The organism is Paractinoplanes bogorensis (assembly GCF_018829635.1).
GTDB lineage: Bacteria > Actinomycetota > Actinomycetes > Mycobacteriales > Micromonosporaceae > Actinoplanes > Actinoplanes bogorensis.
In genome coordinates this window covers 1-26998 of record NZ_JAHKKG010000014.1, presented here as the reverse complement: position 1 = coordinate 26998, position 26998 = coordinate 1, and the positions used below count along the sequence as shown (strand labels likewise).

General features: G+C 70.7%; 27 protein-coding genes and 1 rRNA gene. 15 read left to right on the top strand and 13 right to left on the bottom strand.

Annotated elements, in window-relative coordinates:
- Nucleotides 1-3: 3 nt before the first annotated feature.
- On the bottom strand, nt 4-1200 hold the full coding sequence (locus tag KOI35_RS48620) for a helix-hairpin-helix domain-containing protein (RefSeq protein WP_281420456.1): 1197 nt from the start codon (nt 1198-1200) through the stop codon (nt 4-6).
- A 392-nt stretch (nt 1201-1592) separates the two neighbouring features.
- Nucleotides 1593-1856 (bottom strand): GlsB/YeaQ/YmgE family stress response membrane protein, encoded by a 264-nt coding sequence (locus KOI35_RS37425; RefSeq protein ID WP_215793553.1) that lies wholly within the window; start codon nt 1854-1856, stop codon nt 1593-1595.
- 221 nt (nt 1857-2077) lie between these two features.
- Here KOI35_RS37425 and KOI35_RS37420 point away from each other — a divergent pair, with 221 nt between their 5' ends.
- On the top strand, nt 2078-2506 hold the full coding sequence (locus KOI35_RS37420; RefSeq protein ID WP_215793551.1) for a pyridoxamine 5'-phosphate oxidase family protein: 429 nt from the start codon (nt 2078-2080) through the stop codon (nt 2504-2506).
- Here KOI35_RS37420 and KOI35_RS37415 read toward each other — a convergent pair.
- The 4 genes from KOI35_RS37415 to KOI35_RS37400 are packed head-to-tail and all read right to left on the bottom strand — an operon-like array spanning nt 2487 to nt 5730.
- Nucleotides 2487-3257: an ABC transporter ATP-binding protein gene (locus tag KOI35_RS37415; protein WP_215793549.1), complete on the bottom strand. Its 771-nt coding sequence runs from the start codon at nt 3255-3257 to the stop codon at nt 2487-2489. The genes KOI35_RS37420 and KOI35_RS37415 overlap by 20 nt on opposite strands.
- A 3-nt stretch (nt 3258-3260) precedes the next feature.
- On the bottom strand, nt 3261-4025 hold the full coding sequence (locus tag KOI35_RS37410) for an ABC transporter permease (RefSeq protein WP_215793547.1): 765 nt from the start codon (nt 4023-4025) through the stop codon (nt 3261-3263).
- A complete protein-coding gene (locus tag KOI35_RS37405) occupies nt 4022-4777 on the bottom strand; it encodes an ABC transporter permease (RefSeq protein WP_215793545.1) in 756 nt (251 codons plus the stop codon). The genes KOI35_RS37410 and KOI35_RS37405 overlap by 4 nt, the downstream gene beginning before the upstream one ends.
- Nucleotides 4774-5730: an ABC transporter substrate-binding protein gene (locus KOI35_RS37400; protein ID WP_215793543.1), complete on the bottom strand. Its 957-nt coding sequence runs from the start codon at nt 5728-5730 to the stop codon at nt 4774-4776. Before KOI35_RS37400 ends, KOI35_RS37405 begins: the two co-directional genes overlap by 4 nt.
- A gap of 108 nt (nt 5731-5838) precedes the next feature.
- On the opposite strand from KOI35_RS37400, the gene KOI35_RS37395 reads away from it, so the two are divergent.
- From KOI35_RS37395 to KOI35_RS37380, 4 genes are all read left to right on the top strand, one after another.
- Entirely contained in the window at nt 5839-6606 is a 768-nt protein-coding gene (locus KOI35_RS37395; protein ID WP_215793540.1) for an IclR family transcriptional regulator domain-containing protein, read from the top strand.
- Between the two features lie 210 nt (nt 6607-6816).
- Nucleotides 6817-8169, top strand: coding sequence for a glycoside hydrolase family 10 protein (locus tag KOI35_RS37390; protein WP_215793538.1), 1353 nt, complete (start codon nt 6817-6819; stop codon nt 8167-8169).
- Between the two features lie 62 nt (nt 8170-8231).
- Nucleotides 8232-9545 (top strand): extracellular catalytic domain type 1 short-chain-length polyhydroxyalkanoate depolymerase, encoded by a 1314-nt coding sequence (locus KOI35_RS37385; RefSeq protein ID WP_215793535.1) that lies wholly within the window; start codon nt 8232-8234, stop codon nt 9543-9545.
- Nucleotides 9546-9685: 140 nt separating this feature from the next.
- Entirely contained in the window at nt 9686-11374 is a 1689-nt protein-coding gene (locus KOI35_RS37380; protein WP_215793533.1) for a DEAD/DEAH box helicase, read from the top strand.
- 8 nt (nt 11375-11382) lie between these two features.
- Here KOI35_RS37380 and KOI35_RS37375 read toward each other — a convergent pair whose 3' ends face one another.
- Nucleotides 11383-11709, bottom strand: a complete 327-nt coding sequence (locus KOI35_RS37375) for a hypothetical protein (protein WP_215793530.1) — start codon at nt 11707-11709, stop codon at nt 11383-11385.
- A 219-nt stretch (nt 11710-11928) separates the two neighbouring features.
- Here KOI35_RS37375 and KOI35_RS37370 point away from each other — a divergent pair, with 219 nt between their 5' ends.
- A complete protein-coding gene (locus tag KOI35_RS37370; RefSeq protein WP_215793528.1) occupies nt 11929-12672 on the top strand; it encodes an SDR family NAD(P)-dependent oxidoreductase in 744 nt (247 codons plus the stop codon).
- A gap of 7 nt (nt 12673-12679) precedes the next feature.
- Here the strand turns inward: KOI35_RS37370 and KOI35_RS37365 are convergent, their stop codons facing one another.
- The 5 genes from KOI35_RS37365 to KOI35_RS37345 all read right to left on the bottom strand — a co-directional run bounded on the left by KOI35_RS37365 (nt 12680) and on the right by KOI35_RS37345 (nt 17496).
- Nucleotides 12680-13762 carry a hypothetical protein gene (locus KOI35_RS37365; protein WP_215793526.1) on the bottom strand — a complete coding sequence of 361 codons (1083 nt, stop codon included), beginning with the start codon at nt 13760-13762 and terminating at the stop codon, nt 12680-12682.
- Nucleotides 13759-14472 carry a TIGR03943 family putative permease subunit gene (locus KOI35_RS37360; RefSeq protein WP_215793524.1) on the bottom strand — a complete coding sequence of 238 codons (714 nt, stop codon included), beginning with the start codon at nt 14470-14472 and terminating at the stop codon, nt 13759-13761. The genes KOI35_RS37365 and KOI35_RS37360 overlap by 4 nt, the downstream gene beginning before the upstream one ends.
- A complete protein-coding gene (locus KOI35_RS37355) occupies nt 14469-15461 on the bottom strand; it encodes a permease (RefSeq protein ID WP_215793522.1) in 993 nt (330 codons plus the stop codon). The genes KOI35_RS37360 and KOI35_RS37355 overlap by 4 nt, the downstream gene beginning before the upstream one ends.
- Before the next feature lie 121 nt (nt 15462-15582).
- Nucleotides 15583-16734: a 4-hydroxybenzoate 3-monooxygenase gene (locus KOI35_RS37350; protein ID WP_215793520.1), complete on the bottom strand. Its 1152-nt coding sequence runs from the start codon at nt 16732-16734 to the stop codon at nt 15583-15585.
- A gap of 15 nt (nt 16735-16749) precedes the next feature.
- Nucleotides 16750-17496, bottom strand: a complete 747-nt coding sequence (locus KOI35_RS37345; RefSeq protein ID WP_215793517.1) for an IclR family transcriptional regulator — start codon at nt 17494-17496, stop codon at nt 16750-16752.
- 68 nt (nt 17497-17564) lie between these two features.
- Between KOI35_RS37345 and pcaH the strand changes: the two genes are divergently transcribed.
- The 7 genes from pcaH to KOI35_RS37310 all read left to right on the top strand — a co-directional run bounded on the left by pcaH (nt 17565) and on the right by KOI35_RS37310 (nt 23743).
- The gene (gene pcaH / locus KOI35_RS37340) at nt 17565-18290 is read left to right on the top strand and encodes a protocatechuate 3,4-dioxygenase subunit beta (RefSeq protein ID WP_215793515.1); all 726 of its coding nucleotides are present in this window, start codon (nt 17565-17567) and stop codon (nt 18288-18290) included.
- The gene (gene pcaG, locus KOI35_RS37335) at nt 18287-18847 is read left to right on the top strand and encodes a protocatechuate 3,4-dioxygenase subunit alpha (protein WP_215793512.1); all 561 of its coding nucleotides are present in this window, start codon (nt 18287-18289) and stop codon (nt 18845-18847) included. The genes pcaH and pcaG overlap by 4 nt, the downstream gene beginning before the upstream one ends.
- On the top strand, nt 18844-20361 hold the full coding sequence (locus KOI35_RS37330) for a lyase family protein (protein ID WP_308121324.1): 1518 nt from the start codon (nt 18844-18846) through the stop codon (nt 20359-20361). Before pcaG ends, KOI35_RS37330 begins: the two co-directional genes overlap by 4 nt.
- A gap of 2 nt (nt 20362-20363) precedes the next feature.
- Entirely contained in the window at nt 20364-21509 is a 1146-nt protein-coding gene (gene pcaDC / locus KOI35_RS49370; RefSeq protein ID WP_215793510.1) for a bifunctional 3-oxoadipate enol-lactonase/4-carboxymuconolactone decarboxylase PcaDC, read from the top strand.
- A 25-nt stretch (nt 21510-21534) separates the two neighbouring features.
- On the top strand, nt 21535-22191 hold the full coding sequence (locus KOI35_RS37320) for a 3-oxoacid CoA-transferase subunit A (protein WP_215793508.1): 657 nt from the start codon (nt 21535-21537) through the stop codon (nt 22189-22191).
- Nucleotides 22188-22829 carry a 3-oxoacid CoA-transferase subunit B gene (locus KOI35_RS37315; RefSeq protein ID WP_308121323.1) on the top strand — a complete coding sequence of 214 codons (642 nt, stop codon included), beginning with the start codon at nt 22188-22190 and terminating at the stop codon, nt 22827-22829. Before KOI35_RS37320 ends, KOI35_RS37315 begins: the two co-directional genes overlap by 4 nt.
- 146 nt (nt 22830-22975) lie before the next feature.
- Complete coding sequence (locus tag KOI35_RS37310) at nt 22976-23743, top strand: phosphatase PAP2 family protein (RefSeq protein ID WP_215793506.1); 768 nt, start codon at nt 22976-22978, stop codon at nt 23741-23743.
- On the opposite strand, the gene KOI35_RS37305 is transcribed toward KOI35_RS37310, so the two are convergent.
- On the bottom strand, nt 23709-25325 hold the full coding sequence (locus KOI35_RS37305) for an amidohydrolase (RefSeq protein ID WP_246614422.1): 1617 nt from the start codon (nt 25323-25325) through the stop codon (nt 23709-23711). The genes KOI35_RS37310 and KOI35_RS37305 overlap by 35 nt on opposite strands.
- A gap of 512 nt (nt 25326-25837) precedes the next feature.
- On the opposite strand from KOI35_RS37305, the gene KOI35_RS37300 reads away from it, so the two are divergent.
- Together KOI35_RS37300 and KOI35_RS37295 are read left to right on the top strand one after the other, a co-directional pair.
- Entirely contained in the window at nt 25838-26023 is a 186-nt protein-coding gene (locus KOI35_RS37300; RefSeq protein WP_215793504.1) for a hypothetical protein, read from the top strand.
- Nucleotides 26024-26927: 904 nt separating this feature from the next.
- Nucleotides 26928-26998 (top strand): 16S ribosomal RNA (locus KOI35_RS37295); the annotation flags it as partial.

The window sequence follows — 26998 nt, the reverse complement described above, 5'->3', positions numbered from 1 at the left end:
TGGTCAGTTGCCGGCGAGCTTTTTGGCCTGCTCGGGCCACGTCGGCAGGGTGGGGGCCAGGCGCAGGCCGGCGCCGGTGACGGCGGCCCGCAACGTGGCCACGTCGGTGTCGGCCAGCTGCTCGAAGCGGGTGATCCCGGCGACGGCGAGGGCCATCGCCATCTTGGGGCCGATGCCGGCGATCCGGGTGAGGTCGTCGGGCTCGGCGATCGCCACGGCGACCGGGGCGGGTACGGCGGCGATCTCCTCGGGCTCGGCGTTGCCCGGCACCGCGGCGGTGGTGTCCGCAATGGACGGCGCTTCCACGGCCACGGGGGCGGGCACGGCCGCGACCTCGTCCGACTCGGCGGCACCGGGCACGGCGGCGACCGGCTTCGGCTTGGCCGTGCGGGTGCGGGCGGCCCGCGGCTTCGGGGCGGGCTTGGCCGCGGCGACCGGGGTGGGCTCGGCGATCGGGGCCGACACCACGGCGGGCTCGGCGGTGACGGCGATCGGCTCGGGCTCGGACCGGCGCACCGGCTCGGTCACGCGTTCGTCGTCCGCGAGGTCGTCCGCCGCCGCGGCCGGCACCGGAACGGCGGCGACGGCGATGGCGATGGCGGGCTCGGCCACGGCGGCGGCCGGCTCGGTGCGGCGCACCGGTTCGGTCACGCGCTCGTCGTCGGCCAGCTCGTCGGCGGCCGCGACCGGCTCGGCGATGGCGGGCTCGGCGCCGGCCGGCTCAGCGGCGGCAGGCTCAGCGGCGGCAGGCTCGGCGACGACGGCGACCGGCTCGGACTCGACGATGGCCGGCTCAGCGATCGCGGCGGGCTCGGACTGGCCCGCGACGGCGACCGGCTCGGGCTCGACGATGGCCGGCTCAACGATCGCGGTGGGCTCGGACTCGCCCGCGACGGTCTTGTCAGTGGGCTCGGCGTCGGCGGTCGGCTCGGTGCCGGTGACGGATTCGGCGTCGGCGGGCTTCGCGTCGACGGCGGGCTCCGCGACGGCGATGGGTTCGATGACGGACTCTGCCTCGACCGGTTCGGCCTTCGGCTCGTCCTCGGTGGTCGTGGCTGCGGTGGCCGGCGCGCTGATCGTGGCGGCGGAGGCGGCGGGCGTCTCGGTGGCCGTGGGCTTGGCGGACCGCAGTCCGCGCAACAGCCAACCGGCGAGGAATCCGACGACGATCCCGCCGACAATGAAGAGGAACGATGCCATATGAAAGGCTCCGAACAGATGAGAGCTGCGGATGTAGCGCGCAGCTTCGCACATCCCCCCGTTTGCGCACCATGAGGGTGGTACGACTCAGCGAGTCGCGGTCACCGGCCGTCAGTGGCCGGTGACCCAGGCGTCATTCCGTTATGGACCCGAAACAAAACCGGCAACCGGCCCCGAAACAAAACCGGCAACCGGCCCCGACACAAAACCGGCAACCGGCCCCGACACAAAACCGGCAACCGGCCCCGACGCAAAGCTGGCATCGGCCCCGACGCAAACCGGCCGGCCCCGGCGCAGAGCGGCAGCCGGCCCCGACACAAGACCGGCAACCGGCCCCGAAACAGATTTGGCATCGGGGCCGGAAGCGGGCCGGGAAACTGGCGAACGTGCAGTCAGGACCGGCGACGGGTGCCGGCGACCAGCGCCACACCCCCGGCCGCGAGCGCGACCTGCAGAATCAGCTCGATCCAGTCGATCCCGCGCGTGTCGTCGACCCCGATCAGCGCGGCCAGGAACGTGCCGACCAGCGCCGCGATGATGCCGATGAGCAGTGTCAGCCAGATCGAGATGTTCTGTTTGCCGGGCAGGACGAGACGGCCCAGCGCACCGATGATGAGACCGACGATGATGGCGGTGAAAATCCCGGAGATCTCCATGGCGACTCCCTGTCGAGGCGGTCCCTTCAGCATGACGCCCGCACGCCCTCTCGAGCCTGTGCCGGACCTGGGAAAAAACCCTGGAAAAAGCCAGGGTGGACACCCGGGAAAAGTCGGGGATGACAGCGCCGTCGAGCGAGGCGAGGCGAGCCGGACACAAAAGGCCGGACACAACAGCGAGGCGAGGCCGGCCGGACACCAGAGCCAGTAGCGTTGATCGGATGAGCCCCGACGCCGCCCGCCTGACCGCCGACGACCTCGAGTTCCTCGCCCGCCCGCTGCACGGATTCCTGTCGGTGGCGACCGGCCCGCAACCGCCTCAGCCGCGTCCGGTGTGGTTCGAGGCCACCCCGGACGGCGCGATCCAGCTGTTCACCGGCCCGGACACGCTCAAGGTACGCCGTCTGGGCCGTGACCCGCGGGCGTCGATCGTGGTCGCGGCCCCGGCCACCGAGCGCGAACGCTGGATCGCCGTCGCGGGCCGCACCACGATCGAGCCGGACGGCGGGCACGACCTGGCGAAACGGCTGGCCGCCCGCTACTGGGACCTGGGCGACCCGCTGCGTCAAGGCGACCTCGACGAGATCCTCGGCCGCGACCAGGTACGCGTCGTGATCCACCCGGAGACGATCAGCCGGTACGCGTACTGAGCTTGGCCGCCTGGATCTGCTCGTAGACGTGCGTCCGCAGTTCGGTGAAGCGCGGATCGGCCCGCGTGTGCAGCTGGTCGCGTTCCGCGGGGAGGTCGACCGTGATCTCGTCCTGCACCACGGTCGGTGACGACGACAGCATGAGCACGCGCTGGCCCAGGTATACCGCCTCGTCGATGTCGTGCGTGATGAACAGGACGGTCACCCCGAGCCGCTGCCACAGCGAGCGCACCAGGTCTTCCAGGTCGGCCCGGGTCTGTGCGTCGACCGCGGCGAACGGCTCGTCCATGAGCAGCGTCGACGGCTCGTAGGCGACCGCCCGTGCGATGGCCACTCGCTGCTGCATGCCGCCGGAGAGTTGCCACGGGTACGCGGACTCCGAGCCGGCCAGGCCGACGGCGGTGAGCGATTCCTCGACGAGCGCGCTCCGACGCGTACGGGGAAGCCTCTTTTGTTTCAAAGGCAGTTCGACGTTGTCGCGGACGGTCATCCAGGGGAAGAGGCTGCGGCCGTATTCCTGGAACACCATGGCCAGACCCGGCGGCGGACCGCTGACCTCGCGTCCGTCCAGGCTGACTTTTCCACCGGTCGGTTCGAGCAGGCCGGCGATGCAGCGCAGCAACGTCGTCTTGCCGCAGCCGGACGGCCCGACCAGGCAGACGAGCTCACCCCGCTCGACGGTGAAGGTGAGGTCGCGGAGAGCTTCGACATGAGGCTGGTAGACCTTGCGGAGTCCGGATACCGAGAGCATCGTTCAACGACCTTTCGAAGCCGCGCGCAGGCCGTGGTACCAGCGCAGGGCCCGCCCCTCGGCGAGCCGGAAGAGCAGCGACAGCCCGAACCCGAGCAGGCCGAGCAGGATGATCCCGCTCCACATCTCGGGTATGGCGAAGCTGCGCTGGAACTGGACGATGGTGAAGCCGAGGCCGTTGCTGGCCGCGAACATCTCGCTGATCACCATCAGGATGATCGCGATCGACAGGGCCTGCCGCAGCCCGGCCGCGATCTGCGGGGAGGCCGACGGCAGCACCACCCGCCGAATCCGATCAAAACCGTTTATCCCGTACGCCCTGGCGGTGTCGAGCTGCACGCTGTCCACCGCCCGCACACCCTCGACCGTGTTCAGCAGCACCGGCCACACGCAACCGAACACGATCACGATGATCTTCATGCCGTTCCCGATGCCGGCGAAGAGCATGATGACCGGCACCAGCACGGGTGGCGGGATCGCCCGGAAGAACTCGAGCACCGGCTCGACCGTGGCGCGCAGCCGCGGACCGAGCCCGATGGCGACGCCCAGAGCCACGCCGATCACCGCGGCCAGCAGGAACCCCGCGGTCAGGCGAAGCAGGCTGGGCAGCACGTCGGCCTGCAGCCGGTCGAGGGTCCAGGTGCGGCCGAACGAGGCGAGGATGTCGCGCAGCGGGGGAGCGTAGAAGCTCTCGCTGCCCGCGCTGATCAGATACCAGGCCGCGAACAGGACGACGGGCAACCCCAGGACGTAGGCAACCTTCCTCATGCGGGAACCTCTCCCCGTACGGACTGGTGCCACGCCAATGTCCGGCGCTCGAACGCCCGGGCGGCCAGGTTGATGGCGACGCCGAGCAGACCGGTGACGGCGATCAGGGCGTACATGTCGGGAACCGCTCCGGAGGTCTGCGCCACGGCGATCATCTTGCCCAGGCCGGGCGCGCCGATGACCAGTTCGGCGGTGACCGCCAGCACCAGGGCCACCGATGCGGCGAGCCGGACGCCGGTGAACACATACGGCAGGGCGGTCGGCCACAGCACGTGCCGGATCCGGGCCCACGCGCCGAACCGGAAACTGCGCGCGGTCTCGTCGGCGATCGGGTCGACGTCGGCCACGCCGTACAGAACCTGCACGAGCACCTGCCAGAAGGCCGCGTAGACGACGAGCAGCAACGTCGAGCCGAGGTCGGTGCCGTAGAGCAGCACGGCCAGGGGAATCAGCGCCACCGACGGGATCGGCCGCAGGAACTCGATCGTCGACGAGGTCGCGGCCCGCAGCACCGGCACCGCGCCGATCGCGACACCCACGACGACACCGGCCGCCACCGCGACGGCCAGGCCGATCACCCACGCGGTCAGGGTGTCGGCCACCGCCTGCCAGAACTCCGCCGTGACCACCTCGTCGCCCAGCGCCGCCACGATCCGGCTGGTCGGCGGCAGGTAGCCGTCGTCGACCAGGCCGGACCGTGGCAGCGCCTCGACGATCACCAGCAGTCCGGCCAGGCCGAGGAGGCCTCTCACGGCATCAGCTTCGCCACGTCAGGGGTAGCGCCGTCGAAGATGCCGTCGCCCGTGCCGAGCTTGGCCAGCGTCTCGACCGAAGCCTGGTTGATCTCGGTCGGCCACTTGGGCAGGGTCACGTCGGCCCGGGTCTTCTCGTCGATCTTGGTGTAGCTGCCGATGATCGCGCGGACCTCGTCGGGGTGGCTGTCGGCGTACGCCAGCGACTCGTTGATCGCCTCGGTGAACCGCTTGACCAGGTCGGCGTTCTCGCCCGCGAGCTTGGTCGAGGTGAAGTACGCGGCCACGGTCAGGCCGGGCGCCGCGTCGACGAAGTTGGACGCGACCAGCCGTCCGCCGGCCGCCTTGATCTGGGTCAGCTGCGGTTCCACCGCCCAGGCCGCGTCGACCTGGCCCTCCTGCAGGCCGGCGGGCATGTTGGGGAACGGCATCTCGACGAACTGGATGCCCTTCGGGTCGCCGCCCGCCTTGCGCACCGACTCGCGGACGGTGGTGTCGCCGATGTTCTTGAGCGTGTTGACCGCGACCTTCTTGCCGGCCAGGTCGGCCGCCGTCTTGATCGGGCTGTCCGCCTTGACCACCACGCCGCCGAAGTCCTTGCCCTGCTCACCGGTCGACGCGACGCCGGCCGCGACCGTCTTGATCGGCACGTTCTTGGTCTGGGCGATGAGCAGCGAGGTCATGTTGCTGAACCCGAACTGGAACTGGCCACTGACCACACCGGGCACGATGGCCGCGCCGCCCTGACCGGCCTCCATGCTGACCTCGATCTTGCGGTTGCTGAAGAAGCCCTTCTGCTGACCGAGATAGATCGGGGCGACATCGATGATCGGGATGACACCGACCTTGACCTTGTCGATGCCGTCGCTCTCCGTTTCTCCGCCTGATGATCCGCAGGCCGCAGTGGACAGGAGGAGAGCCGCTACCGCTATCCCCGTGACGAAACGTCGCATTCGCTTGCCTCCGGTAGTGTGCGCATGGCGAACAGAAGTTCTCACAGAGAACGCTAGGATGTGGGCCGTGTCACGTCAACGATCTTTATCGATCTCACAGGGTGGCCGATGAGTTCGGACCACGTCCAGTCGCTCCAGCGTGGACTGGCCGTGATCAGGGCGTTCGACGCGCAGCACCCGGAGCTCACGCTGAGCGAGGTGGCCCGCATCTGTGACCTGACCCGCGCCGCCGCCCGCCGTTTCCTGCTGACGCTGGCCGACCTCGGCTACGTACGCACCGACGGCCGCCTGTTCCGCCTGACACCGCGCGTGCTCGAGCTGGGATACGCCTACCTGTCCAGCCTGTCGCTGCCCGACGTCGCCGCCCCGCACCTGGAACGCCTCGTGTCCCAGGTCCACGAGTCGTCCTCGCTGTCCATCCTGGACGCCGACGACATCGTCTACATCGCCCGCGTGCCGACCAGCCGCATCATGGCCGTATCGATCAACCTGGGCACCCGCTTCCCCGCCTACGCCACCTCGATGGGCCGGGTGATGCTGGCCGCGCTGCCCCCGTCGGAGCTCGACGCCTACCTGACCCGGGTCACGCTGCACCGCTTGACCGCCAAGACGGTCCCCTCGGCGGCGGCGTTGGAGGAGGAGCTTTCCCGCGTACGCGACCAGGGCTGGTCCATCGTCGACCAGGAACTCGAGGAGGGCCTGAGGGCGATCGCCGCCCCGATCCACGACCGCGCCGGCGTCGTGGCGGGCGCCGTCAACGTCTCGGTGCACGCGGCCCGCGCGACGGTCGACGTGATGCGGCGCCGTCTGCTCCCCCCGCTGCTCGAGGCCACCGCCGCCATCGACGCCGAGCTCCGAAACTTTCGGAGCCTGTAGCGTCCTATTTGGGCGATAAATATCTAATGGGAGCGCGCCCATTCGCCTCTCCGCGCCAATAGTGAACAAGATTGGGCGTTGTGGTTTCCGGAACTTGCCGTTAACGTTTCGATCGATCCGGGTCACTTTCTGCTGTAGCGGCACGCGGACGCTTCCACCGGCGTCCGCGGGCCGTGCCGTCCCCCTCTGGCAGCTCGAAAGGCACCTGCAATGAAACGTTCCCCGAAACGCCGGCTGATCCTCGCCGGAACTCTCGGCCTGCTCGTCGCGGGCGGCGCACTGGCCGTCACCTCCACGGCGAACGCGGCCACCACGCTCGGTGCCTCCGCGGCCGAGAAAGGCCGCTACTTCGGCACCGCCGTCGCGGCCTACAAACTCAGCGACGCCACCTATTCGGGCATCCTGAACCGCGAGTTCAACTCGGTCACGCCCGAGAACGAGATGAAGTGGGACGCCACCGAGCCCACCCAGGGCCAGTTCAGCTTCACCTCGGCCGACCAGATCGTGGCCCGGGCCAAGGCCAACGGCGCCAAGGTACGCGGTCACGCGCTGGCCTGGCACTCCCAGCAACCGTCGTGGGCGCAGAACCTCAGCGGCACCGCCCTGCGCAACGCCATGGTCAACCACGTCACCCAGGTCGCCACCCACTACAAGGGCCAGATCGACTCGTGGGACGTGGTCAACGAGGCGTTCGCCGACGGCGGCACGGGCGCCCGCCGCGACTCCAACCTGCAGCGCACCGGCAACGACTGGATCGAGGTCGCTTTCCGTACGGCCCGCGCCGCCGACCCGGCCGCCAAGCTCTGCTACAACGACTACAACACCGACGGCCAGAACGCGAAGAGCAACGCCGTCTTCGCCATGGTGCAGGACTTCAAGTCCCGCGGCGTGCCGATCGACTGCGTCGGCTTCCAGTCGCACTTCAACTCGGCCTCCCCGGTGCCCTCGGACTACCAGGCCAACCTGCAGCGCTTCGCCAACCTGGGCGTCGACGTGCAGATCACCGAACTCGACATCGAGGGCTCGGGCACGACCCAGGCCAACTCGTTCGGCACGGTGACCCGGGCCTGCCTGGCGGTGACCCGCTGCAACGGCATCACCGTGTGGGGCATCCGTGACTCGGACTCGTGGCGGGCCAGCGGCACCCCGCTGCTCTTCGACGGCAGCGGCAACAAGAAGGCGGCGTACACGGCCGTCCTCGACGCCTTGAACAGCGGCACCAGCACGCCGCCGCCCACGACCACCGCCCCGCCGCCGCCCACCACCACGACACCGCCGCCGTCCGGTTCCGGCTGCACCTCGACGATCTCGCTGAACCAGTGGAACGGGGGGTTCGTCGCCACGGTCAAGGTCACCGCGGGCGCGAGCCGGCTGAACGGCTGGACCGTCAACGTCACCCTGCCGTCCGGCGCCGCCGTCACCAACTCGTGGAACGCGAGCGCCAGCGGGACGAGCTTCAGCAACGTGTCGTACAACGGCTCGGTCAACGCCGGCGCCAGCACCGAGTTCGGCTTCCAGGGCACGGGCACCGGCCCGTCCGTCTCCACCTGCACGGCGCGCTGACCTCTTAATCCGGCCGCGGGCGCCTTCCACCGGGCGCCCGCGGCATCACCCCGGGGATTGCCATGATCAAAATCTGGCGTGCCGTCGTCGGCCTCCTCGCCGTCGCCGGTCTCGCGCTTCTCGCTCCCGCCTCGCCCGCCCAGGCCGCCTCGCTGCAGGAGGTCACCGGCTTCGGGGCCAACCCCACAAACCTTCGCATGCACCTGTACGTCCCGGACCGTCTCGCCGCCAATCCCGCTCTGCTGGTCGCGGTGCACTACTGCACCGGCACGGGCCCGGCGTTCTATTCCGGTACGGAGTTCGCCTCGCTCGCCGACCAGTACGGCTTCATCGTGATCTACCCGTCGGCCACCCGCTCGGGCCAGTGCTTCGACGTGTCCACGCCGGGCGCGCTCACCCACAACAGCACGAGCGACCCGGCCGGCATCGTCTCGATGGTCCGGTACGTGCAACAGCGCTACAGCACCGACGTCAACCGCACCTTCGTCACCGGCGCCTCGTCGGGCGCGATGATGACCAACGTCCTGCTCGGCGACTACCCGGACGTGTTCGCGGCCGGCTCGGCCTTCATGGGCGTGCCGTTCGGCTGCTTCGCCACCACCGACGGCTCGATGTGGAACAGCACCTGCTCGTCCGGCCAGCTCATCAAGACTCCCCAGGCGTGGGGCGACCTGGTGCGCGCGGCCTACCCCGGCTACACCGGCCGGCGCCCGCGTATGCAGGTCATGCACGGCACCACCGACAGCACGCTGCAGTATCCGAACTTCGGTGAGGAGATCAAGCAGTGGACGAACGTGCTCGGTGTCTCCCAGACGCCGGCGCTCACCGACACACCGCAGAGCGGTTGGACCCGTACGCGATACGGCTCCTCGGCCGTGCAGGCCCCGGTCGAGGGCATCAGCGTCGCCGGCGTCGGCCACAACCTGCCGTTGAGTGGCATGGCCCGGCTGGCGATCGCCTTCTTCGGCCTGGACTCGTCGACCCCGCCGACCACTCCGCCGCCGACGACCCCGCCTCCCACGACTCCGCCTCCCACGACTCCGCCGCCCACCACGGGAGGTACGTGCAAGGTGACGTCGACGGTCCAGGCGTGGAACACCGGCCTCACCGCCCAGCTCACCATCGCCAACACCGGCACCACGGCGATCAACGGCTGGTCGCTCGGCTTCACGCTGGCCGCGGGCCAGACCATCACCTCGGGCTGGAACGCCACCTACACGCCCACGTCGGGCCAGGTGACCGCCCGCAACGCGTCCTACAACGGCACGATCGCCCCCGGTGCCTCGGTCTCGATCGGCTTCCAGGCCAACCACACCGGGAACAACGCCGCCCCGAGTGGCTACGCACTCAACGGCACGGCGTGTTCCACCGCCTGACCGGTGCCCGGGTGTCGGGCTGATCCCGCACCGGTCAGGTCACGAGGCGCCGCCGGGGACCGTCCTCCCCGGCGGCGCCTCGCACCCGTATTCCTGGCCCGGCCGGGCACGCGCGGGACCGTTCTCCTAGGGTTGTCGGCATGGATGAGCAGGTCGAGTCGGCGGCAGGTTTCGCCGGGCTGGGGTTGCGGGCGGAACTGCTCCGCGCGCTGACCAACCTCGGGTACGAAGAGCCCACGCCGATTCAGCAGGCGGCGATCCCGTCGCTGGTGTCCGGCCGTGACCTGGTGGGGCAGGCCGCCACCGGCACCGGCAAGACGGCCGCGTTCGCGTTGCCGGTGTTGCAGACGTTCACCGAGGGCAAGCGGGACGCGGGTCCGGCCGCGCTCATCCTGGTGCCGACCCGCGAACTGGCCGAGCAGGTGTCCCAGGCCGTCCACCGTTACGGCCGCGACCTGGGCGTACGGGTTCTGCCGGTCTACGGCGGCCAGCCGATCGGGCGTCAGCTGCAGGCCCTGCAGCGTGGCGTGGATGTCGTCGTCGGTACGCCGGGGCGGGTCCTCGACCACATCGAGCGCAAGACCCTGCGGCTCGGCGACGTACGCACCGTCGTGCTCGACGAGGCCGACGAGATGCTGGACATGGGCTTCGCCGAGGACATCGAGGCGATTCTCGACGAGACCCCCACGGAACGGCAGACGGTGCTGTTCTCCGCGACGATGCCGCCCCGGATCGACAGCATCGCCCGCCGGCACCTGCGCGATCCGGAACGCATCACGATGGGCCGCGCGGTCGCCACGCCGGGCGAGGTGCCGCTGGTCCGGCAGAGCGCCTACATCGTGGCGCGGGCCCACAAGTCGGCTGCGCTGGGCCGGATCCTCGACGTGGAGGCGCCGACCTCGGCGATTGTCTTCTGCCGCACCCGCGAAGAGGTCGACTCGGTCACCGAGACCCTGAACGGGCGGGGCTACCGGGCCGAGGCCCTGCACGGCGGCATGAGCCAGGACCAGCGCGACCGGGTCATGGGCCGCCTGCGCAGTGGCAGCACCGAGTTGCTGGTCGCTACTGACGTGGCGGCCCGCGGTCTGGACGTCGACCAGCTCACCCACGTCATCAACTTCAACGTGCCGGTGGCGCCCGAGGCGTACGTGCACCGCATCGGCCGGGTGGGCCGGGCCGGCCGGGAGGGCTGCGCCATCACCCTGGCCGAGCCGCGCGAGCAGCGCATGCTCAAGGCCATCGAGCGGCTCACCGGTCAGCGCATCACCCTGGAGAAGCTGCCCACGGTCACCGACCTGCGGGCCCGGCGGCTCGAGCTGACCCGGGCGGCGCTGCAGGCCAGCCTCGAGACCGACGACCTCGAGCGGTTCCGGGTGGTGCTCGACTCGCTGACCGACGAGTTCGACGTCGAGAACGTCGCCCTGGCCGCGGTGAAGCTGCTGCACGAGGCGGCCGGCGGCGACACCGACGAGGACGAGATCCCCACCCCGGCCCCGGTGTCCACCAGCCGCGGCGGGCAGAACCGCGACAACCGCCCCGGCGCCGGCGGACGCGACCGCCGACCGTCCTCCCGCCCGTTGGACTCAGGCGTGACCCGCCTGTTCTTCGGCATCGGCCGCCGCGCCGGCGTACGCCCGCAAGACCTGGTCGGCGCGATCACCGGCGAGACCGGCCTCAGCGCCCGCGAGATCGGCGCCATCCAGATCACCGACCGGTTCGCCCTGGTCGAGGTCCCCGAGAAGGCCACCGACATGGTCATCGCGGCCATGCAGCGAAGCACCATCCGCGGCCGCCGCCCGACCGTCCGCCGCGAACGCTTCGTGCGTTAGAACCGCGCTCAACAGCGGCGCAGCCACCAGGGATCGTCGTCCGGCGTCTGCGGATCATGGTGGGTGCGCCGCAGCAACGTGTCATCCAGGCGGTCGACGACGGCTCGGAGTTCGCGGGCGGCGCCGCCGGGCAGCATCGCAACCGCCTCTTCCAGGCGCGCCCGGGCCCAGCCCACACCGCAGCAGCGACAGGTGAATTCCTCTTCCCAGGGCTGCCACCGCCGCCGGCCACCGCGGACGTGAACGCCCCACACGCTCGCCGCGACGGCCACCACACCGGGCAACCAGAACCGCCGCTCCAGATCACGGACAGCAGCGTTGGCGCGGCCCGACAACCCAGGAATGTCGCGATATCGGATCCACGGGTTCCGCGCGACCGGCAGGCGACGACGTATCGATCCAGGCGTCCTACGAGGCACAGCCCCTTCTGCGGAACATCACGCCGCGGATCATCCCACACGGCCGTGGCCTGGGTGAGTCGACCCGACGGGAGATCGAGCGCGAAGTCCGATCACCGCCAGACGCCCGCACCGGCTTCGACCAGGCTGGCCGTCATGAACAGAGTCCTTGACGGCAAAGTAGCCCTCGTCACCGGAGGCAGCCGCGGCATCGGCGCGGCTGTGGCCCTGCGCCTGGCCGAGGCGGGCGCCGACGTAGCCCTGACCTTTCAGCAGGATCAGCCACGGGCCGACGACGTGGTCGATCGGATCAAGGCCGTCGGTGGCCGGGCGATCGCCATCCGGGCGGACAGCGCCGACGCGACCGCAGTGGTCGCCGCGGTCGATCGGGTCGCCGATGAGCTGGGCCGGCTGGACGTTCTGGTCAACAACGCCGGCGCCTTCCTCCTGGGCGAGTTCGAGCAGCTCGGCATGGCCGACTTCGACCAGACCGTCGCGATCAACGTGCGCGCGCCGTTCATCGCCGCGCAGGCCGCGGTGCGGCACATGACGGAGGGCGGGCGGATCGTCACCATCGGCAGCAACATGGCCGAGCGGGCCGTCTTCCCGGGCTTTTCCCTGTACGCGATGAGCAAGTCCGCGATGACCGGCCTGACCAAGGCGCTCGGCCGTGAACTGGGCGTCCGGGGCATCACGGTCAACCTGGTGAACCCGGGTCCGACCGACACCGACTCCAATCCGGCCGACGGACCCAACGCCGACGTGATCCGGGGGTTCACCGCCCTCGGCCACTATGCCGAGCCGGCCGACGTGGCCGCGGCCGTCACTTTCCTGGCCGGCCCGGAGGCTCGTTACGTCACCGGGGCCACGATCAACGTCGACGGCGGGTTCACCATCTGAACGGGAATCAGACCGTCCGCAGGTCGAGTGCGTGCCAGGTGATCTCCTCGTCGCCCGTGGTGGTCGACCACCACAGCATGCCGTTGCGGGTGAAGGCCCCGTCGGCGTCCGTGGCGACGTCGACCGTGCGGCTGGTCGCGATGTCGTAGACGACCAGCCCGGCCTGGCCGGTCAGGTCGGTGCCGGGCCCGGCCTCGGCCAGGATCTCGAAGCGGTCCAGGATCGCCACGTCGGTCACCGCGGCCTGGGCCGCCGAGCCCGCGATCCTGCGGCGGCCGGTGCCGTCCGGGTGGACGATGTCGATGCGGGCCAGGGCGCCGTCACCCAGCACCATTGCCCGGCACCACACCGGCGAACAGGTCAGCTGCTCGACGCCCGTGCTCGTGATCGGCGTGTCCCGGGCCGTGGCCACGTTGCGCAGGCGCGGCTCACCCGAGCTGCTGCCGTCGTCGACGAGCCACGGCCAGGCCGACATCGACCATTGACCGGGTTCCGTCCGTACGGAAACCTTGCCCCCGCCCACCGAAATCGACCGCACCTGGGTCGAGTCGGCCGACGAGGTGGGCGCCGCGGTCCAGTGCACCTGCCCGTCGGCCACCGACAGGTCGTACTGGTTGCCGTAGAACACCGCGTTCCCGGTGTCGGCAGTCAGCTGCCGGGCCGGCCCGCCCGCCCGATCCGCGGTCCACAGCCGTACGCCCGGGGACGCCGTCGTCGACTCGGCCCAGAAGATCTGGTCGCCACTCGCCGTGAACGCCTCGAACTGCGGGTTGTCGTCGAGCGGCAGCCGGCGCAGTTCGCGGATCCGGTCGCCGGTCCGGATCAGCAGCCGTGACTCGGCGCCCGCCGGCGTCGGCGCCGTGCCGAGCGCGGTCGTCGCGTCCAGGAACAGCACCGGCGTGAACAGCGGCCCGTCCTTGAGTCCGGCCGGCATGTCGGACCGCGACGCGCCCGGCCACGCGGTCGTCGCGGCGGCCCGTGCGGGCGGGGCCGGCTGCGGAGAGCCACCCGGACGACCCGCGAGCAGCGCCCCGCCCGCACCCAGGGCCACCACCAGGGCCGCGACCGCCGACCGGCGAACGGCCGTCACGCGTACGGCTGCTTGGGCTGGGCGACTTCCTGCCAGGTCTTCACCTCGATGAAGGCCACGTCGACGTTGTTCACCGGGTCTTTGGACGTCTGGGCCGAGTAGACCCCGGTGACCTCGATCCAGGTGTCGGCGGGCACGTCGACCGGCGGGCGGCCGGTCATCCCGAGCTTGATCGGCCGGCCGTCGGCGGCGCAGCAGGACAGCACGATCCGGGCCAGCATCGGCGAGCCGTCCGGGGCCGTGGTGATGAAGCCGGTCAGCCGCAGGTCGCGACCCTCGAGGCTCTTGCCCGCATCGAAGAGGGCCCGGGACGCGTAGTCGAGGATGGACAGTTCGACCGGGTCGCCCTCGGGCAGCGGCGGATAGTTCGAGTCGCCGGCCGCCACCACGACGCTGCCCGCCTGGTTGGCCGCGTACGACCCCAGGGCCGGCGGCGCCACCAGCAGCAGTCCCAGCACGGGCAGGATGAGCAGCCAGCCGACACCGGGCCCGTGATGATCGTGGCCCTGGTCGTCGTCAGCATGAGTAGTGGCAGCGCGGAACGAGTACCAGATCGTCATGACGGCCGCCGCGACCAGCAGCACCCCGGTCGCGATCAGGAACGGCCGCAGCCCCTCCTTGACGTAACGCAGGTAGAGGTCGGTCATCGAGGCCCGCAGGATCGCGCCCCCGAACAGCAGCAGCACCACGCCCTGGGTCAGCCGGTTCACAGCAGCACCGCCCCGGTGACGGTGGCGACCAGGATCGCCATGACGAACGTGGCCGGCGCGAACCGGGACGCGAACCGGCGGCCGAACACGCCGGTCTGCATCGAGATCAGTTTGAGGTCGACCATCGGACCCACCACCAGGAACACCAACCGGGACGTGAGCGAGAACTGGCTGAGCGAGGCGGCCACGAAGGCGTCGGCCTCACTGCAGATGGACAGCAGGACGGCGAGCACGGCGAGCGCGAGGATCGACAGCAGTTCGTTGGCGGCCAGGCCGGTCAGCCAGGATTCCGGCACCACCACGTTGATCGTGGCCGCGGCGGCCGCGCCGATGACCAGGAAGCCGCCCGCGTGCAGGACGTCGTGCCGGCAGGCGGCCCAGAACGCGCGCGCCCGCGACAGGTCGTCCAGCTCGGGCCGGTGCGGCAGCCGGATCCACTCGGTCTTGCCGAGGCGCAGCCACAGCCAGCCGATCAGCACGGCCACGGCCAGGCTGGCCACCCCGCGGGCGACCGCCATCTCGGGCCGGCCGGGGAAGGCGATCACCGTCGCGGTCAGCACGATCGGGTTGATCGCGGGCGCGGCCAGCAGGAAGGCCAGCGCGGCGGCGGGCGTGACCCCGCGCCGGATCAGCGACCCGGCGATCGGCACGCTGCCGCACTCGCAGCCGGGCAGCACGACACCGGCCAGCCCAGCCGTCGGCACGGCCAGCGCGGGGTGGCTGGGCAGGGCCCTGGCCCAGAACGACCGGGGCACGTAGACGGCGATCACGGCCGACAACGCCACGCCGAAAACCAGGAACGGAGCGGCCTGGACGAGCACCGAGACGAACACGGTCGTCCACGTCTGCAGCGCCGGCCCGGACACCAGCGAGGACAGCGGCCCGCGGAACACCACCAGCAGCACCAGCAGCGCCGCCAGCACCTCGAGCGACCCGATCCTGCGCTCCGGCGTCTCGGGTTTCGGAGGAGCGGGAGCCGGGGCGGTCAAAGGTCACTCCAATGCGGGTGCGGGCGCGCCCCAACTTACCCGCCCCGCCGCCGGGCACCACTACCCGACGCGGGTGAATTCCATCGGCCGTGACCTGCGCATATCTTCATCTGTGCATTTGTCAGAACCCGATCGGCAGCCCCGCGTAGTTCTCGGCCAGCCCCGCCGCCCCGGCCGCACTCGACGTCACCCAGCGCAGTTGCGACAGCTGCAGCTGCTCGTCGAACGGGTCCCCGCTCGCATGCAGCATCGTCGTCATCCACCACGAGAAATGCGTGCACCGCCACACCCGCCGCAGCGCGTCGTCCGAGTACGAGTCGGCCCGGCGCGAATCTCCCTCGACGAGCAGCGCGACCAGCGCCCGGCTCAGCAGCGCCACGTCGGCGATGGCCAGATTCAGCCCCTTGGCCCCGGTCGGCGGCACGATGTGCGCCGCGTCGCCCGCCACGAACAGCCGCCCCCGCCGCATCGGGGTCTGCACATAGCTGCGCATCGGCAGCACGCTCTTGTCGGTGATCGGCCCGGGCGTCAGCTTCCAGCCGTCCTGCCCGTCGCCGAGCCGGGTCGCCAGCGCGCTCCAGATCCGGTCGTCGGACCAGCCGGCCGGGTCGGTCCCGTTCGGCACCTGCAGATAGAGCCGGCTGACCGTGTCCGACCGCATCGAGTGCAGCGCGAACCCGTCCGGATGCCACGCGTAGATCAGCTCGTCGGTCGAGGGCGCCACGTCGGCCAGGATCCCGAGCCACGAGTACGGATACACCCGCTCCACAGAAGAATCGAAGAACGACCGGGACGGCCCGAACGACCCGTCGCACCCGGCGATCACGTCCGCGTCGAGCCGCTGGTCAGAACCGGACGAATCGGTAAAAGTGACGAACGGGCGCGACGAGAGCGAGTGCAACGCCACCGACGCCGCCCCGTAAAAAACCTGGGCGGTGCCCGCCGCGACGAGATCCTTCTGCACCTCGGTCTGCCCGTAGACCCAGACACTGCGCCCGGTCAGGTCGACGAAGTCGAGGTGGTGCCGCCCGTCCGGCGTCTGCAGATAGATGCCCCGATGCTCGTGCCCCTCCCGGCGGATCCGGTCGCCCAGGCCGGCCGACGTGAGCAGGTCGACGCTCGAGCTCTCCAGAATTCCGGCCCGGATCCGCGCCGCCACGTACTCCTGCGACCGTGTCTCGATCACCACCGCGTCGACGCCGCCGCGGTGCAGCAGATGGGCGAGGAGCAGACCGGCCGGGCCGGCGCCGATGATGGCGACCTGGGTGCGCATGGCCTCCAGCCAACGTCAGTCGCCGCTGGAGGACAAGCCCAGCGTCCGGCTGATCCCGCTCGACGCCACCCGCAGGGCGGCCACCAGCCGGGCCTGTTCGCGGCGCAGATCGGCCACCACGATGCCGAGCGCCGCCACGACGTCGTCGCCTTTACCGCGTACGGGAACCGCTATTGAACTTGCCCCCGCGCTCATCTCCTCGGCCGTGGTGGCGAACCCGTCGATGCGGACCTTGCGGAGTTGCTCGGCGAGCCGGGCCGGCTGCGTGACCGTGTACGGCGTGACCCGCACCAGCCGTCCGAACGCCTCCTGCCGCACCTCGTCCGGCGCGTACGCCAGCAGCACCTTGCCCACCCCGGTGGCGTGCAGCGGGAGCCGCGACCCGATCGTGCTGACCACCGGCACCGACTCGTGGCCGGACAGCCGGTCGACGTAGAGCGCCTCGCACCCGTCCCGCACAGCGAGGTGCACGGTGGCCAGTGTCGCGCCGTACAGGTCGTACAGGAACGGCGAAGCCGCCTCGCGCAACCCGGACTGCACCGGCGCGAGCAGCCCGAGGTCCCACATCCGCCGCCCGATCACGTATTCGCCCGACGGCCGCCGGGCCAGCGCGCCCCACGCGTGCAGTTCGCCGACCAGCCGGTGCGCGGTGGCCAGGGGCAATCCGGCCCGCCGCCCGATCTCGCTCAGCGACAGGCTTCGATGGTCCGGGTCGAAGGCGCCGAGCACGGCGAGGGCCCGGGACGTCACGCTCGCAGCCATCACATTCCTTCCGCTGGACGGAAGCCTAGCCTCGTCGCCCGAACGGGACCTCGACTAGCGTCGGCCAGGTGACGACCCAGGCGGAGATCAATCGCGAGATCGAGGAGCTACGGGGGAGCGGGGGGCCGCAGCCGCGCCTGAACTATCCGCCCTACCGCAGCAGCGTGCTCCGGCACCCGACCCGCGACCGGCTGGTGGTCGACCCCGAGGGCGTCGAGCTGTGGGCGCCCTGCTTCGGTTCGGCCGACGTCGCCGCCACCGAGGCCGACCTGACCATCCAGCGCTCGGGCGAGCCGCTGGGGGAGCGGATGGTGGTCACCGGCCGGATCACCGACGGCGAGGGCCGCCCGGTGCGGCACCAGCTCGTCGAGATCTGGCAGGCCAACGCGTCCGGCCGGTACTGGCATCAGCGCGACCAGCATCCGGCCCCGCACGACCCTAATTTCGTGGGCGCGGGTCGCTGCCTGACCGACGCCGACGGGGTCTACTCGTTCCAGACGATCAAGCCGGGCGCCTACCCGTGGCGCAATCACGTCAACGCCTGGCGGCCCGCCCACATCCACTTCTCGCTGTTCGGCACCGATTTCACCCAGCGTCTGGTCACCCAGATGTACTTCCCGGGCGACCCGCTGTTCGACCTCGACCCGATCTACCAGTCGATCACCGACGCCAAGGCCCGCTCGCTCCTGGTCGCGACCTACGACCACGAGCTGACGAAACCGGAGTACAGCCTCGGCTACCGGTGGGACATCGTCCTGAGCGGCACCCACCGGACCCCCCTGGAGGAGCAGTGAGCTTCGCGCCGGGCCAGACCGTCGGCCCGTTCTTCCACCTCGGCCTGCCCTTCGACGGCGGCAACCTGCTGGTCCCGGCTTCCCACCCCGATGCCGTACGCCTCCACGGGCGCGTCCTCGACGGCGACGGAACCGGAGTTCCGGACGCCGTGATCGAACTCTGGCAGGCCGATCCGACCGGCCGGATCCCGCGCGGGACCGGCTCGTTCCACCGCGACGGCTTCACCTTCACCGGCTGGGGGCGCGCGCAGACCGACGGCGACGGCCACTACTGGTTCTCCACCCTGCTCCCGGGCGCCACCGAGCCCGGCCGGCGTCCGTTCTTCGCCGTCACCGTGTTCGCGCGCGGACTGACCGACCGGCTGTTCACCCGCGCCTATCTGCCCGGCGACGAACCGGATGCGCTGCTCGACGGGCTCTCCGCCGAGTTGCGGGCTACGCTGATCACCACGCGCGAGGAGCGCGGGCTGCTCTTCGACATCCACCTCCAGGGCGATTCTCGTCTTCAAGGCAAGGGTGAGACGGTGTTCCTGAGCTATCCCGGCCAGGCCCGGTGACCGATCTGCTGTGGCCGGGTGACGCCCGCGCCGGCGACCTCTGTTCCGACGCGAGCGTGCTGGCCGCCCTGCTGCGGGTCGAGTCGGCCTGGATCGACACCGATCTCTCCGCCCTGGCCGGTCCGGCCGATCTGCCCGCGCTGGCCTCCGCGGCCGAGGAGGGCGGCAACCCGGTCATCCCACTGCTGGCCCTCATGCGCTCCCGCGGCGCCGACGAGCGTCTGCACCAGGGCCTGACCAGCCAGGACGTGCTCGACACGGCCCTCGTGCTCTGCCTTCTCCAGGCGAAAGATCAACTGCTTCAAGATCTGGGTTCCCACGTACGCCTCCTGGCCGCCCTCGCCGACCGGCACCGCCACACGGACATGGCGGGCCGCACCCTCACCCAGCACGCCGTCCCGATCACTTTCGGACTCAAGGCCGCGTCCTGGCTGCAGAGTGTGCTCGACGCCCGCGACGCCGTGACCGCCGCGACGTTGCCGGTCCAGATCGGCGGCGCGGCCGGCAGCCTGGCCGCCGTCGTCGCCCTCGAAGGCTCGCCCGACCGGGCCGTGGCCCGCGTCGCCGCCACCGCGGCCCGGCTCGGCCTGCCCCTGCACCAGCCCTGGCACACCGGCCGGGCCCCGTTCACCCGCCTCGGCGACGCGCTCGTGACCTGCACCGACGCCTGGGGCCGGATCGCCGCCGACGTGCTCACGCTGACCCGCCCCGAGATCGGCGAGCTGTCCCTGGCCGTGACCGGGGGATCGTCCGCCATGCCGGACAAGCGCAACCCGACCCTGGCCGTCCTGGTCCGCCGGGCCGCGCTGGCCGCACCGCCGCTGGCCGCCACCCTGCACACGGCGGCCGCGACGATGGTGGACGAGCGCGCCGACGGTGCCTGGCACGTCGAGTGGGCCACCCTGCGCACCCTGGCCCGCCGCACGGTGACCGCCGGTTCCCAGACCACCGACCTGCTCACCGGCCTGCGCGTCGACGCGGCCCGGATGGCCGCCACGCTGGCCGCGGCCCGCCCGGGCATCGACGCCGAGCAGCGCAAATACGAGACCGCAGCCACACCCGACCTCGATGCCGGCCGCGCCGGGCGCGCCGTCAGTTCCGGCAGCGCCGGACCCGACCTCGATGCCGGCCGCGCCGGGCGCGCCGTCAGTTCCGGCAGCGCCGGACCCGGCGCCGATGCCGGCCGCGCCGGGCGCGCCGTCAGTTCCGGCAGCGCCGGGCGCGCCGCTAGTTCCGGCATCGCCGGGCCCGGCGCCGATTCCGGCAGCGCCGGGCACGCCGCTAGTTCCGGCATCGCCGGACCCGGCGCCGATTCCGGCGGCGCCGGGCGCGCCGTCAGTTCCGGCATCGCCGGACCCGGCGACGATTCCGGCCGCGCCGAGACCGGGGGAGCGCACGCCGCCGGCTCCGAGGGAGCGCCCGCCACTGGTGCTCGGGGCGCACCCACCGCTGGCTCGTACCGGGGCGCCACTGACGAGATCATCGACGCCGCACTGGCGCGAGCGGGGGAGTAGCCATGCTGACCGCGACCACGATCGTCGACGCCCCCGGGCAGCCGTTGCTGCTGCTCGGACCGTCGCTCGGCACCTCGTCCGAGACACTCTGGCGGCGCTGCGCCGAATTGCTGAAGACCGGTCACCACATCGTCGGCTGGGACCTGCCCGGCCACGGCCACAGCGAACCGGCGCCCGGCGGGTTCGGCGTCGCCGGCTTGGCCCGCGGGGTAATCGCCTTGGCCGACGAACTGCGCCCCGGCGAGCAGTTTCGCTATGCGGGCGTCTCGGTGGGTGGTGCGACGGGGCTGCAGCTGCTGCTCGACGCGCCCGAGCGGGTCGAGTCGGCCGCCCTGATCTGCACCGGCGCCAAGATCGGCGAGGCCACCGGATGGCGGCAGCGCGCCGAGACCGTGCGGGCCGACGGCATCACGGCGATTGTCGCCGGATCGCAGCAGCGATGGTTCGCGCCCGGTTTCGCCCAGCGAGCGCCCGGAGTCGTGGCCGCGCTGATCGCATCGCTGCGGGCCACCGACCCGGAGAGCTATGCGTTGGTCTGCGAGGCCTTGGCGGCGTTCGACGTCCGCGACCGTCTCGGCGAGATCACCGCACCTGTACTGGCGATCGCCGGTGCGGCCGACCAGCCGACACCCCCGGACGGGCTGGCCGCGATCGCCTCGGGAGTGCGGAACGGGCGTTACGTCGTACTGGAAAATGTCGCTCATCTCGCGCCCGCCGAGAAGCCGGCCGAGGTCGCCGCGCTGCTGGACGAACAGTTCAGCGGCTCACCGACGATCGAGCGGGTGCGCGCAGCCGGCATGAGCGTGCGGCGCCAGGTGCTCGGCGACGCGCACGTCGACCGGGCGATCGACGGCACGACCGGGTTCACCCGCGATTTCCAGGAGCTCATCACCGCGTACGCCTGGGGAGAGATCTGGACCCGCCCCGGCCTGGACCGCCGCAGCCGCTCGATGATCACCCTGACCGCGCTCGTCGCTCTCGGGCACCAGGAGGAGCTGGCGATGCACGTGCGCGCCGCCCGCACCAACGGGCTGACCGACGACGAGATCAAGGAAGTGCTGCTGCAGACCGCGATCTACTGTGGCGTGCCCGCCGCCAACACCGCGTTCCGCATCGCCCAGCGGGTGCTGACCGAGGACGCCGAATGACCGCGCTCACCGTGGGCGGCGCCGGATGACCGCGTCGATCATGTCGGCCGCCGACGCTGTGGCGGCCGTGCGGGACGGCGACACCGTGCTGGTCGGCGGCTTCGGGATGGCCGGGATGCCGGTCGACCTGATCGACGCGCTGATCGAGTACGGCGCCACCGGCCTGACGATCGTCAGCAACAACGCGGGCAACGGCGACACCGGGCTCGCGGCCCTGCTGGCGGCCGGGCGCGTCCGCAAGGTGGTGTGCTCGTTCCCGCGGCAGGCCGACTCGTGGGTGTTCGACCGCCTCTACCGGGACGGCCGGATCGAGCTCGAGCTCGTGCCCCAGGGCAATCTGGCCGAGCGGATGCGCGCGGCCGGAGCCGGGATCGGTGCCTTCTTCAGCCCGACCGGGGTGGGTACGCCGCTCGCCGAGGGCAAGGAGTCGCGGGTCATCGACGGCCGGGAGTACGTGCTGGAGTACCCGATCCGCGGCGACGTCGCGCTGATCCGCGCGCACGTGGCCGACCGGACCGGCAACCTGGTCTACCGCAAGACCGCCCGCAACTTCGGCCCGGTGATGGCCACCGCCGCCACCGTGACGATCGCCCAGGTGTCCCGGATCGTCGAGCCCGGCGAGCTCGACCCCGAAGCGGTCGTGACCCCCGCCATCTACGTCGATCGGCTGGTGCTGCCGTGAGCCTGTCCCGCGAGCAGATGGCCGAGATCGTGGCCCGCGACATCCCCGACGGCGCCTACGTCAACCTGGGCATCGGGCAGCCCACCCTGGTCGCCGACTACCTGCGCCCCGGCAGTGGGGTCGTCCTGCACACCGAGAACGGCATGCTCGGCATGGGCCCGCCGGCCACCGGCGACGAGGTCGACCCCGACCTGACCAACGCGGGCAAGCAGCCGGTCACCGAGCGGCCCGGCGCCGCGTACTTCCACCACGCCGACTCGTTCGCGATGATGCGCGGCGGCCACCTCGACGTCTGCGTGATGGGCGCGTTCCAGGTGTCCGCGGCCGGCGACCTGGCCAACTGGTCGACCGGCGCGCCCGACGCCATCCCGGCCGTGGGCGGGGCGATGGACCTGGCCATCGGGGCCCGGCAGGTCTTCGTGATGATGAGCCTGTTCGCCCGGGACGGGTCGTCCAAGCTCGTGCCCGAGTGCACCTATCCGCTGACCGGTCGTGCCTGCGTGAGTCGGGTTTACACCGACGTGGCGACGTTCGCGATCGAACCGGGTGGTGTCCGGATCGTCGAAACCTTCGGCATCAGCGACGAAGAGCTGATCAACAAGACTGGCATCCCGTTGGTACCTTCGCCGTTTGCTTGATCTTTGCAAACGCGTCGTCCGACGTTCGCCTGGGCCGTGTGATTTGTTTCGCATCGGGAAAGATTGCGTGGCCTGCAACTACTGGACGATCCTGGGAAGCCGGCTCGGCTGTCGGCTCTCCGGCGAGATCGTCTGGAGGTTCTGGGGTGAATGGCATCGCGGTTCGCCGTGCGCTGCGCGAGTTCGTCCTCGTGGCCGTGCTTTTCCTGGCCTACAAGCTCGGCCGCGTGCTGGTCGACGGGCACGTCACCGAGGCGATGAACAACGCGTCCGCGGTCTGGAACTTCGAACGGGCGCTGCACCTGCCCAGCGAGGCCGGCCTCCAGCAGACCCTGCTCGGCCACGAGTGGTGGGTGCGGCTGGCCAACTGCTTCTACGCGTACGTGCACTTCCCGGCCACCGCCGCCGCTCTCGTCTGGATGTACGTCCGGCGCCCCGACACGTACCTCTGGATGCGCCGGACCCTCGCCCTGCTGACGGCGTTCGCGCTGGTCATCCACGCCCTGTTCCCGCTCGCCCCGCCGCGCATGCTGTCCGCCGTCGGCATCGTCGACACCGGCCGGCTGTTCGGTCCCTCGGTCTACGGCTCGCCGGCCAGCGACACCCTCTCCAACCAGTACGCGGCCATGCCGTCGCTGCACGTGGGCTGGGCCGTCGTGGTCGCCCTGGCCCTGATGTCGACCACCGCGGGCTGGCGCCGCTGGCTGTGGCTGGCCCACCCGGCGATCACGCTCGCCGTCGTGGTCGTCACCGGCAACCACTACTGGCTCGACGCGATCGCCGTCCTGGGCCTGCTCGGCGTCGTCTGCGCCCTGGTCCCGCGGATGACCCCGGCCGCATCGGTCGTCATCCCGGCCCAGCGCCTGGCCCCGGCCGGCGTCAGCCGAACACCCTCGTCCCGTCCACGAAGGTGAGCGCGACCGCGGCGTCGCCGATCTCCTCGGGCGGCCCCGCGAACAGGTCCCGGTCCAGCACCACCAGATCGGCCCGGAAACCCTCGCGCAGACGCCCGGTGTCGTCCCGCCGGTTCACGTAGGCCGACCCGGCCGTGTAGGCCGTGATCGCCTCGGCCAGAGTCAGCGCCTGCTCCGGCAGGAAGGGCTCCCGGCTCTCACCCGGCAGCACCCGGTTCACCGCGACGTGGATCCCCCGCAGCGGGTCGGGCGTGCTCACCGGCCAGTCGCTGCCCCCGGCCAGCCGGGCCCCGCTGCGCCGCAGGTCACCGAACGGATACTGCCGGCGTACGGCCTCCTGGTCGAGGAACGGAATGGTCAGCTCGTCCATCTGCGGTTCGTGCGCGGCCCAGAACGGCTGCATGTTCGCCGTCGCCCCCAGCTGCGCGAACCGCGGCACGTCGTCCGGATGCACCACCTGCAGATGAGCCAGATGTGGCCGGTTGTCGCTGGGCCCGTTGGCCTTGCGGGCCGCCTCGACGGCGTCCAGCCCGTCGCGCACGGCCCGATCCCCGAGCGCGTGGAAATGCGCCTGAAAACCCTGACGATCAAGTTCGGTCACGTACGCGGGCAGTTCCGCCGGATCGATGAACGACAACCCGCGGTTGGTGGTGGCGTGCCCGCACCCGTCGCGATAGGGCGCGGTCATCGCCGCCGTGAAGTTCTCCGCGATCCCGTCCAGCATCAGCTTGACCGTGTCGCACCGCAGCCGCCCGACGCTGAGCGCCTCCCGTCTGCCCACCAGCTCGATGATCTGGTCGATCCCGAGATCCCGGTCCCACCACAGCGCCCCGATCACCGTCGCGACCAGAGTTCCTTCCCGGGCGGCTCTCCCGTACGCGTCGGAGACGTCCGCATATCCGTTGGACGCCGCCAGCATCGCGTCCTGCCAGGCCGTGATGCCCAGCGAAAGGAGCAGCTGCTGGGCCCGCATCAGCCCGTCGTACTTCTCCGAGGCCGTCATGTCCGGTACCTCGACGAGCTCCATCGCCCCCTCCTGCAGCGCCCCGACCGGATTCCCGTCCGCGTCCCGGTCGATCCGCCCGGTGGCCGGGTCGGGGGTGCTCGCCGTGATGCCGGCCCGCTCCAGCGCCACGGTGTTCACCCACGCCGCGTGGTGGTCCCGGTTGAGCAGATAGACCGGCCGATCCGGTACGACCTGGTCGAGCAGCCGCCGATCCGGGATCCCGTTCGCGAAGCTCTCCATCGACCACCCGCCCCCGAGAATCCACTCGGCGTCCGGATGCTCGTCGGCATACCGCCGCACGCGCCGCAGATACTCGTCCAGCTCGACGGTCCCGGTCAGGTCGCACTGCCCCAGCTCGACGCCGCCCATCACCGCGTGGATGTGCGCATCCTGAAACCCCGGAACCAGCAGCCGCCCCTCGAGCTCGACCACCTCGGTCTGCGGGCCGGCAAGCTCACGCACCTCGTCCCCACCGACCGCGACGATCCGGTCGCCCCGCACCGCCAGCCCCGAGTGCCCGGCCCCGTCCCCCGTGAAGACGTTCCCCCCGGCCAGAACCACATCCGCGTACGCCATCAGCCACTCCCTCCATCCACGCCGTGGCCATCAGCGTTGCACCAGCACCCGAGCGGCGAGGTACCCGACGCCCACCTCACCCACTTCCCGCAGCATCCGCGCCTCCGGTCGCATACCGACTGACACCGCTGACCGTGTACGTGCAGCCGTTCCATGATCGGGCGCCGGCGGAGAAGACGCGCGCGCAAAAGCACGGCGAGTCGACGAACTCGTCAACTGGCGTCGCCGGTCGTGCGGTGACGGGATGACGCAGAACAGCGCCGTCGAGCAGGTCTGCTGGGGATGCGCCTGGAAAGCTGTGGTTGGCGCACCGAGGGGGAGTCTCCCGCCTTCGCGCTGCGTCGAGTTGCCTGGTCAGAGGACCACTGTCGCCCGCTACCGTTTCACCATCTCGGTGCACTTTGCTCGAACCCATTGACGGCGCGATTCGGCGGGCTGATCGTTCTTACGGGTTGAGTTTCCCCTGCATCTCTCTCAAATGGAGAGGTCCGTGCAGAGGAAGGCCCCGCCTCATGTCGTCGCAGATCCGAGCCCTGTTGCTCACCATCATCGTCCTCGCCGCCGTCCTGGTCGGCATCGCCACTGTCGTGCTCGCCCGTTTGGACGGTCGTAGCCTGCCGGCCGCGATACTCCTGGGTGGGACAGCCTTCGGCGGGACCACCGCCCTGATGCTGGGGGTCTTCGCGTTCGCGATGTGAAGAGGCCGAGCCGGGCCCGCCGTCGAGTTCTTTCTGGACCGATCGGCGGCGGCCGTGGCTGCACACGCCAGGATGGGGCGTGGCCGAGAGCGGGATCCGAGGAGCATGACCGCGTCCGGAGATGGCACCCAGTTGCGCGATGCTCGGGAGTGGGCCGCTCGTCGAGCTTGAGTCGCAAGTCCCTGTGACGACGTCGCCCTGGCCACGACCAGCTCCCCGTACGCCATAACTGGTTCCTTCCTCCACACGCTGGGCACCGCATCGGCCGTCCCGCTCGCTGATGCCCGCTCATCCCACACCCTCGGTCCGTTCCCCGGGCGACCCTGTGGACAACCGGCGACGTGCCGTCTCTCCGCCTGTGGACGACGCCCGTCCTCGCTTCACGCCGCCGCTAAGGTCCGCTCCCAGGGCGGGTGGGCTGGCTAGGAGTAGTAGCCGCGCGGGGCTCCAGCTGCGGTGATGCACACCATGGGGGGTCGATTTGGTGGTTCGGGGAAGACCGGGTAATGTTTTCCGAGCCGCCAGGGAGACGGGCGAGCGAGCGGAACTCTTCGGAGATCCGGCGCGGCCGTCCTGGAGGAAATCATCTGACCCGGCAGGGTGGATCGTTGTGCCGTTCGCGGCGCGCGGATCATTCGGTCGAAATGATGGTGCCCAAAGCCTTTTCGGTACGGGCAAATGCGGGTCGTGACCCGGATTTGGCGGAACGGAAAGCAGCGGGTAAAGTTTTGGAAGTGCCCCGGAGCGGTCAGCCGGGTGTGGTTGTTCTTTGAGAACTCAACAGGGTGCTTGATAAGCCAGTGCCAATTAAGTAATACCCCGGCCGGCTCATCTCTTTTAGGGGTGACTCGGTGGGAGATTCCTTTGGCAGTTGTTTAACTGCCGGGACGCTTTTCCACAGTTTTTGTTGGAGAGTTTGATCCTGGCTCAGGACGAACGCTGGCGGCGTGCTTAACACATGCAAGTCGAGCGGAA

What these genes read in the sequence shown, in the direction of transcription:
- KOI35_RS48620 (WP_281420456.1), bottom strand. Translation starts at nt 1,200, where the DNA reads ATGGCATCGTTCCTCTTCATTGTCGGCGGGATCGTCGTCGGATTCCTC.
- KOI35_RS37425 (WP_215793553.1), bottom strand. Translation starts at nt 1,856, where the DNA reads ATGGAGATCTCCGGGATTTTCACCGCCATCATCGTCGGTCTCATCATC.
- KOI35_RS37420 (WP_215793551.1), top strand. Translation starts at nt 2,078, where the DNA reads ATGAGCCCCGACGCCGCCCGCCTGACCGCCGACGACCTCGAGTTCCTC.
- KOI35_RS37415 (WP_215793549.1), bottom strand. Translation starts at nt 3,257, where the DNA reads ATGCTCTCGGTATCCGGACTCCGCAAGGTCTACCAGCCTCATGTCGAA.
- KOI35_RS37410 (WP_215793547.1), bottom strand. Translation starts at nt 4,025, where the DNA reads ATGAGGAAGGTTGCCTACGTCCTGGGGTTGCCCGTCGTCCTGTTCGCG.
- KOI35_RS37400 (WP_215793543.1), bottom strand. Translation starts at nt 5,730, where the DNA reads ATGCGACGTTTCGTCACGGGGATAGCGGTAGCGGCTCTCCTCCTGTCC.
- KOI35_RS37395 (WP_215793540.1), top strand. Translation starts at nt 5,839, where the DNA reads ATGAGTTCGGACCACGTCCAGTCGCTCCAGCGTGGACTGGCCGTGATC.
- KOI35_RS37390 (WP_215793538.1), top strand. Translation starts at nt 6,817, where the DNA reads ATGAAACGTTCCCCGAAACGCCGGCTGATCCTCGCCGGAACTCTCGGC.
- KOI35_RS37385 (WP_215793535.1), top strand. Translation starts at nt 8,232, where the DNA reads ATGATCAAAATCTGGCGTGCCGTCGTCGGCCTCCTCGCCGTCGCCGGT.
- KOI35_RS37380 (WP_215793533.1), top strand. Translation starts at nt 9,686, where the DNA reads ATGGATGAGCAGGTCGAGTCGGCGGCAGGTTTCGCCGGGCTGGGGTTG.
- KOI35_RS37370 (WP_215793528.1), top strand. Translation starts at nt 11,929, where the DNA reads ATGAACAGAGTCCTTGACGGCAAAGTAGCCCTCGTCACCGGAGGCAGC.
- KOI35_RS37350 (WP_215793520.1), bottom strand. Translation starts at nt 16,734, where the DNA reads ATGCGCACCCAGGTCGCCATCATCGGCGCCGGCCCGGCCGGTCTGCTC.
- KOI35_RS37345 (WP_215793517.1), bottom strand. Translation starts at nt 17,496, where the DNA reads ATGGCTGCGAGCGTGACGTCCCGGGCCCTCGCCGTGCTCGGCGCCTTC.
- pcaDC (WP_215793510.1), top strand. Translation starts at nt 20,364, where the DNA reads ATGCTGACCGCGACCACGATCGTCGACGCCCCCGGGCAGCCGTTGCTG.
- KOI35_RS37320 (WP_215793508.1), top strand. Translation starts at nt 21,535, where the DNA reads ATGACCGCGTCGATCATGTCGGCCGCCGACGCTGTGGCGGCCGTGCGG.
- KOI35_RS37305 (WP_246614422.1), bottom strand. Translation starts at nt 25,325, where the DNA reads ATGGCGTACGCGGATGTGGTTCTGGCCGGGGGGAACGTCTTCACGGGG.
- KOI35_RS37300 (WP_215793504.1), top strand. Translation starts at nt 25,838, where the DNA reads ATGTCGTCGCAGATCCGAGCCCTGTTGCTCACCATCATCGTCCTCGCC.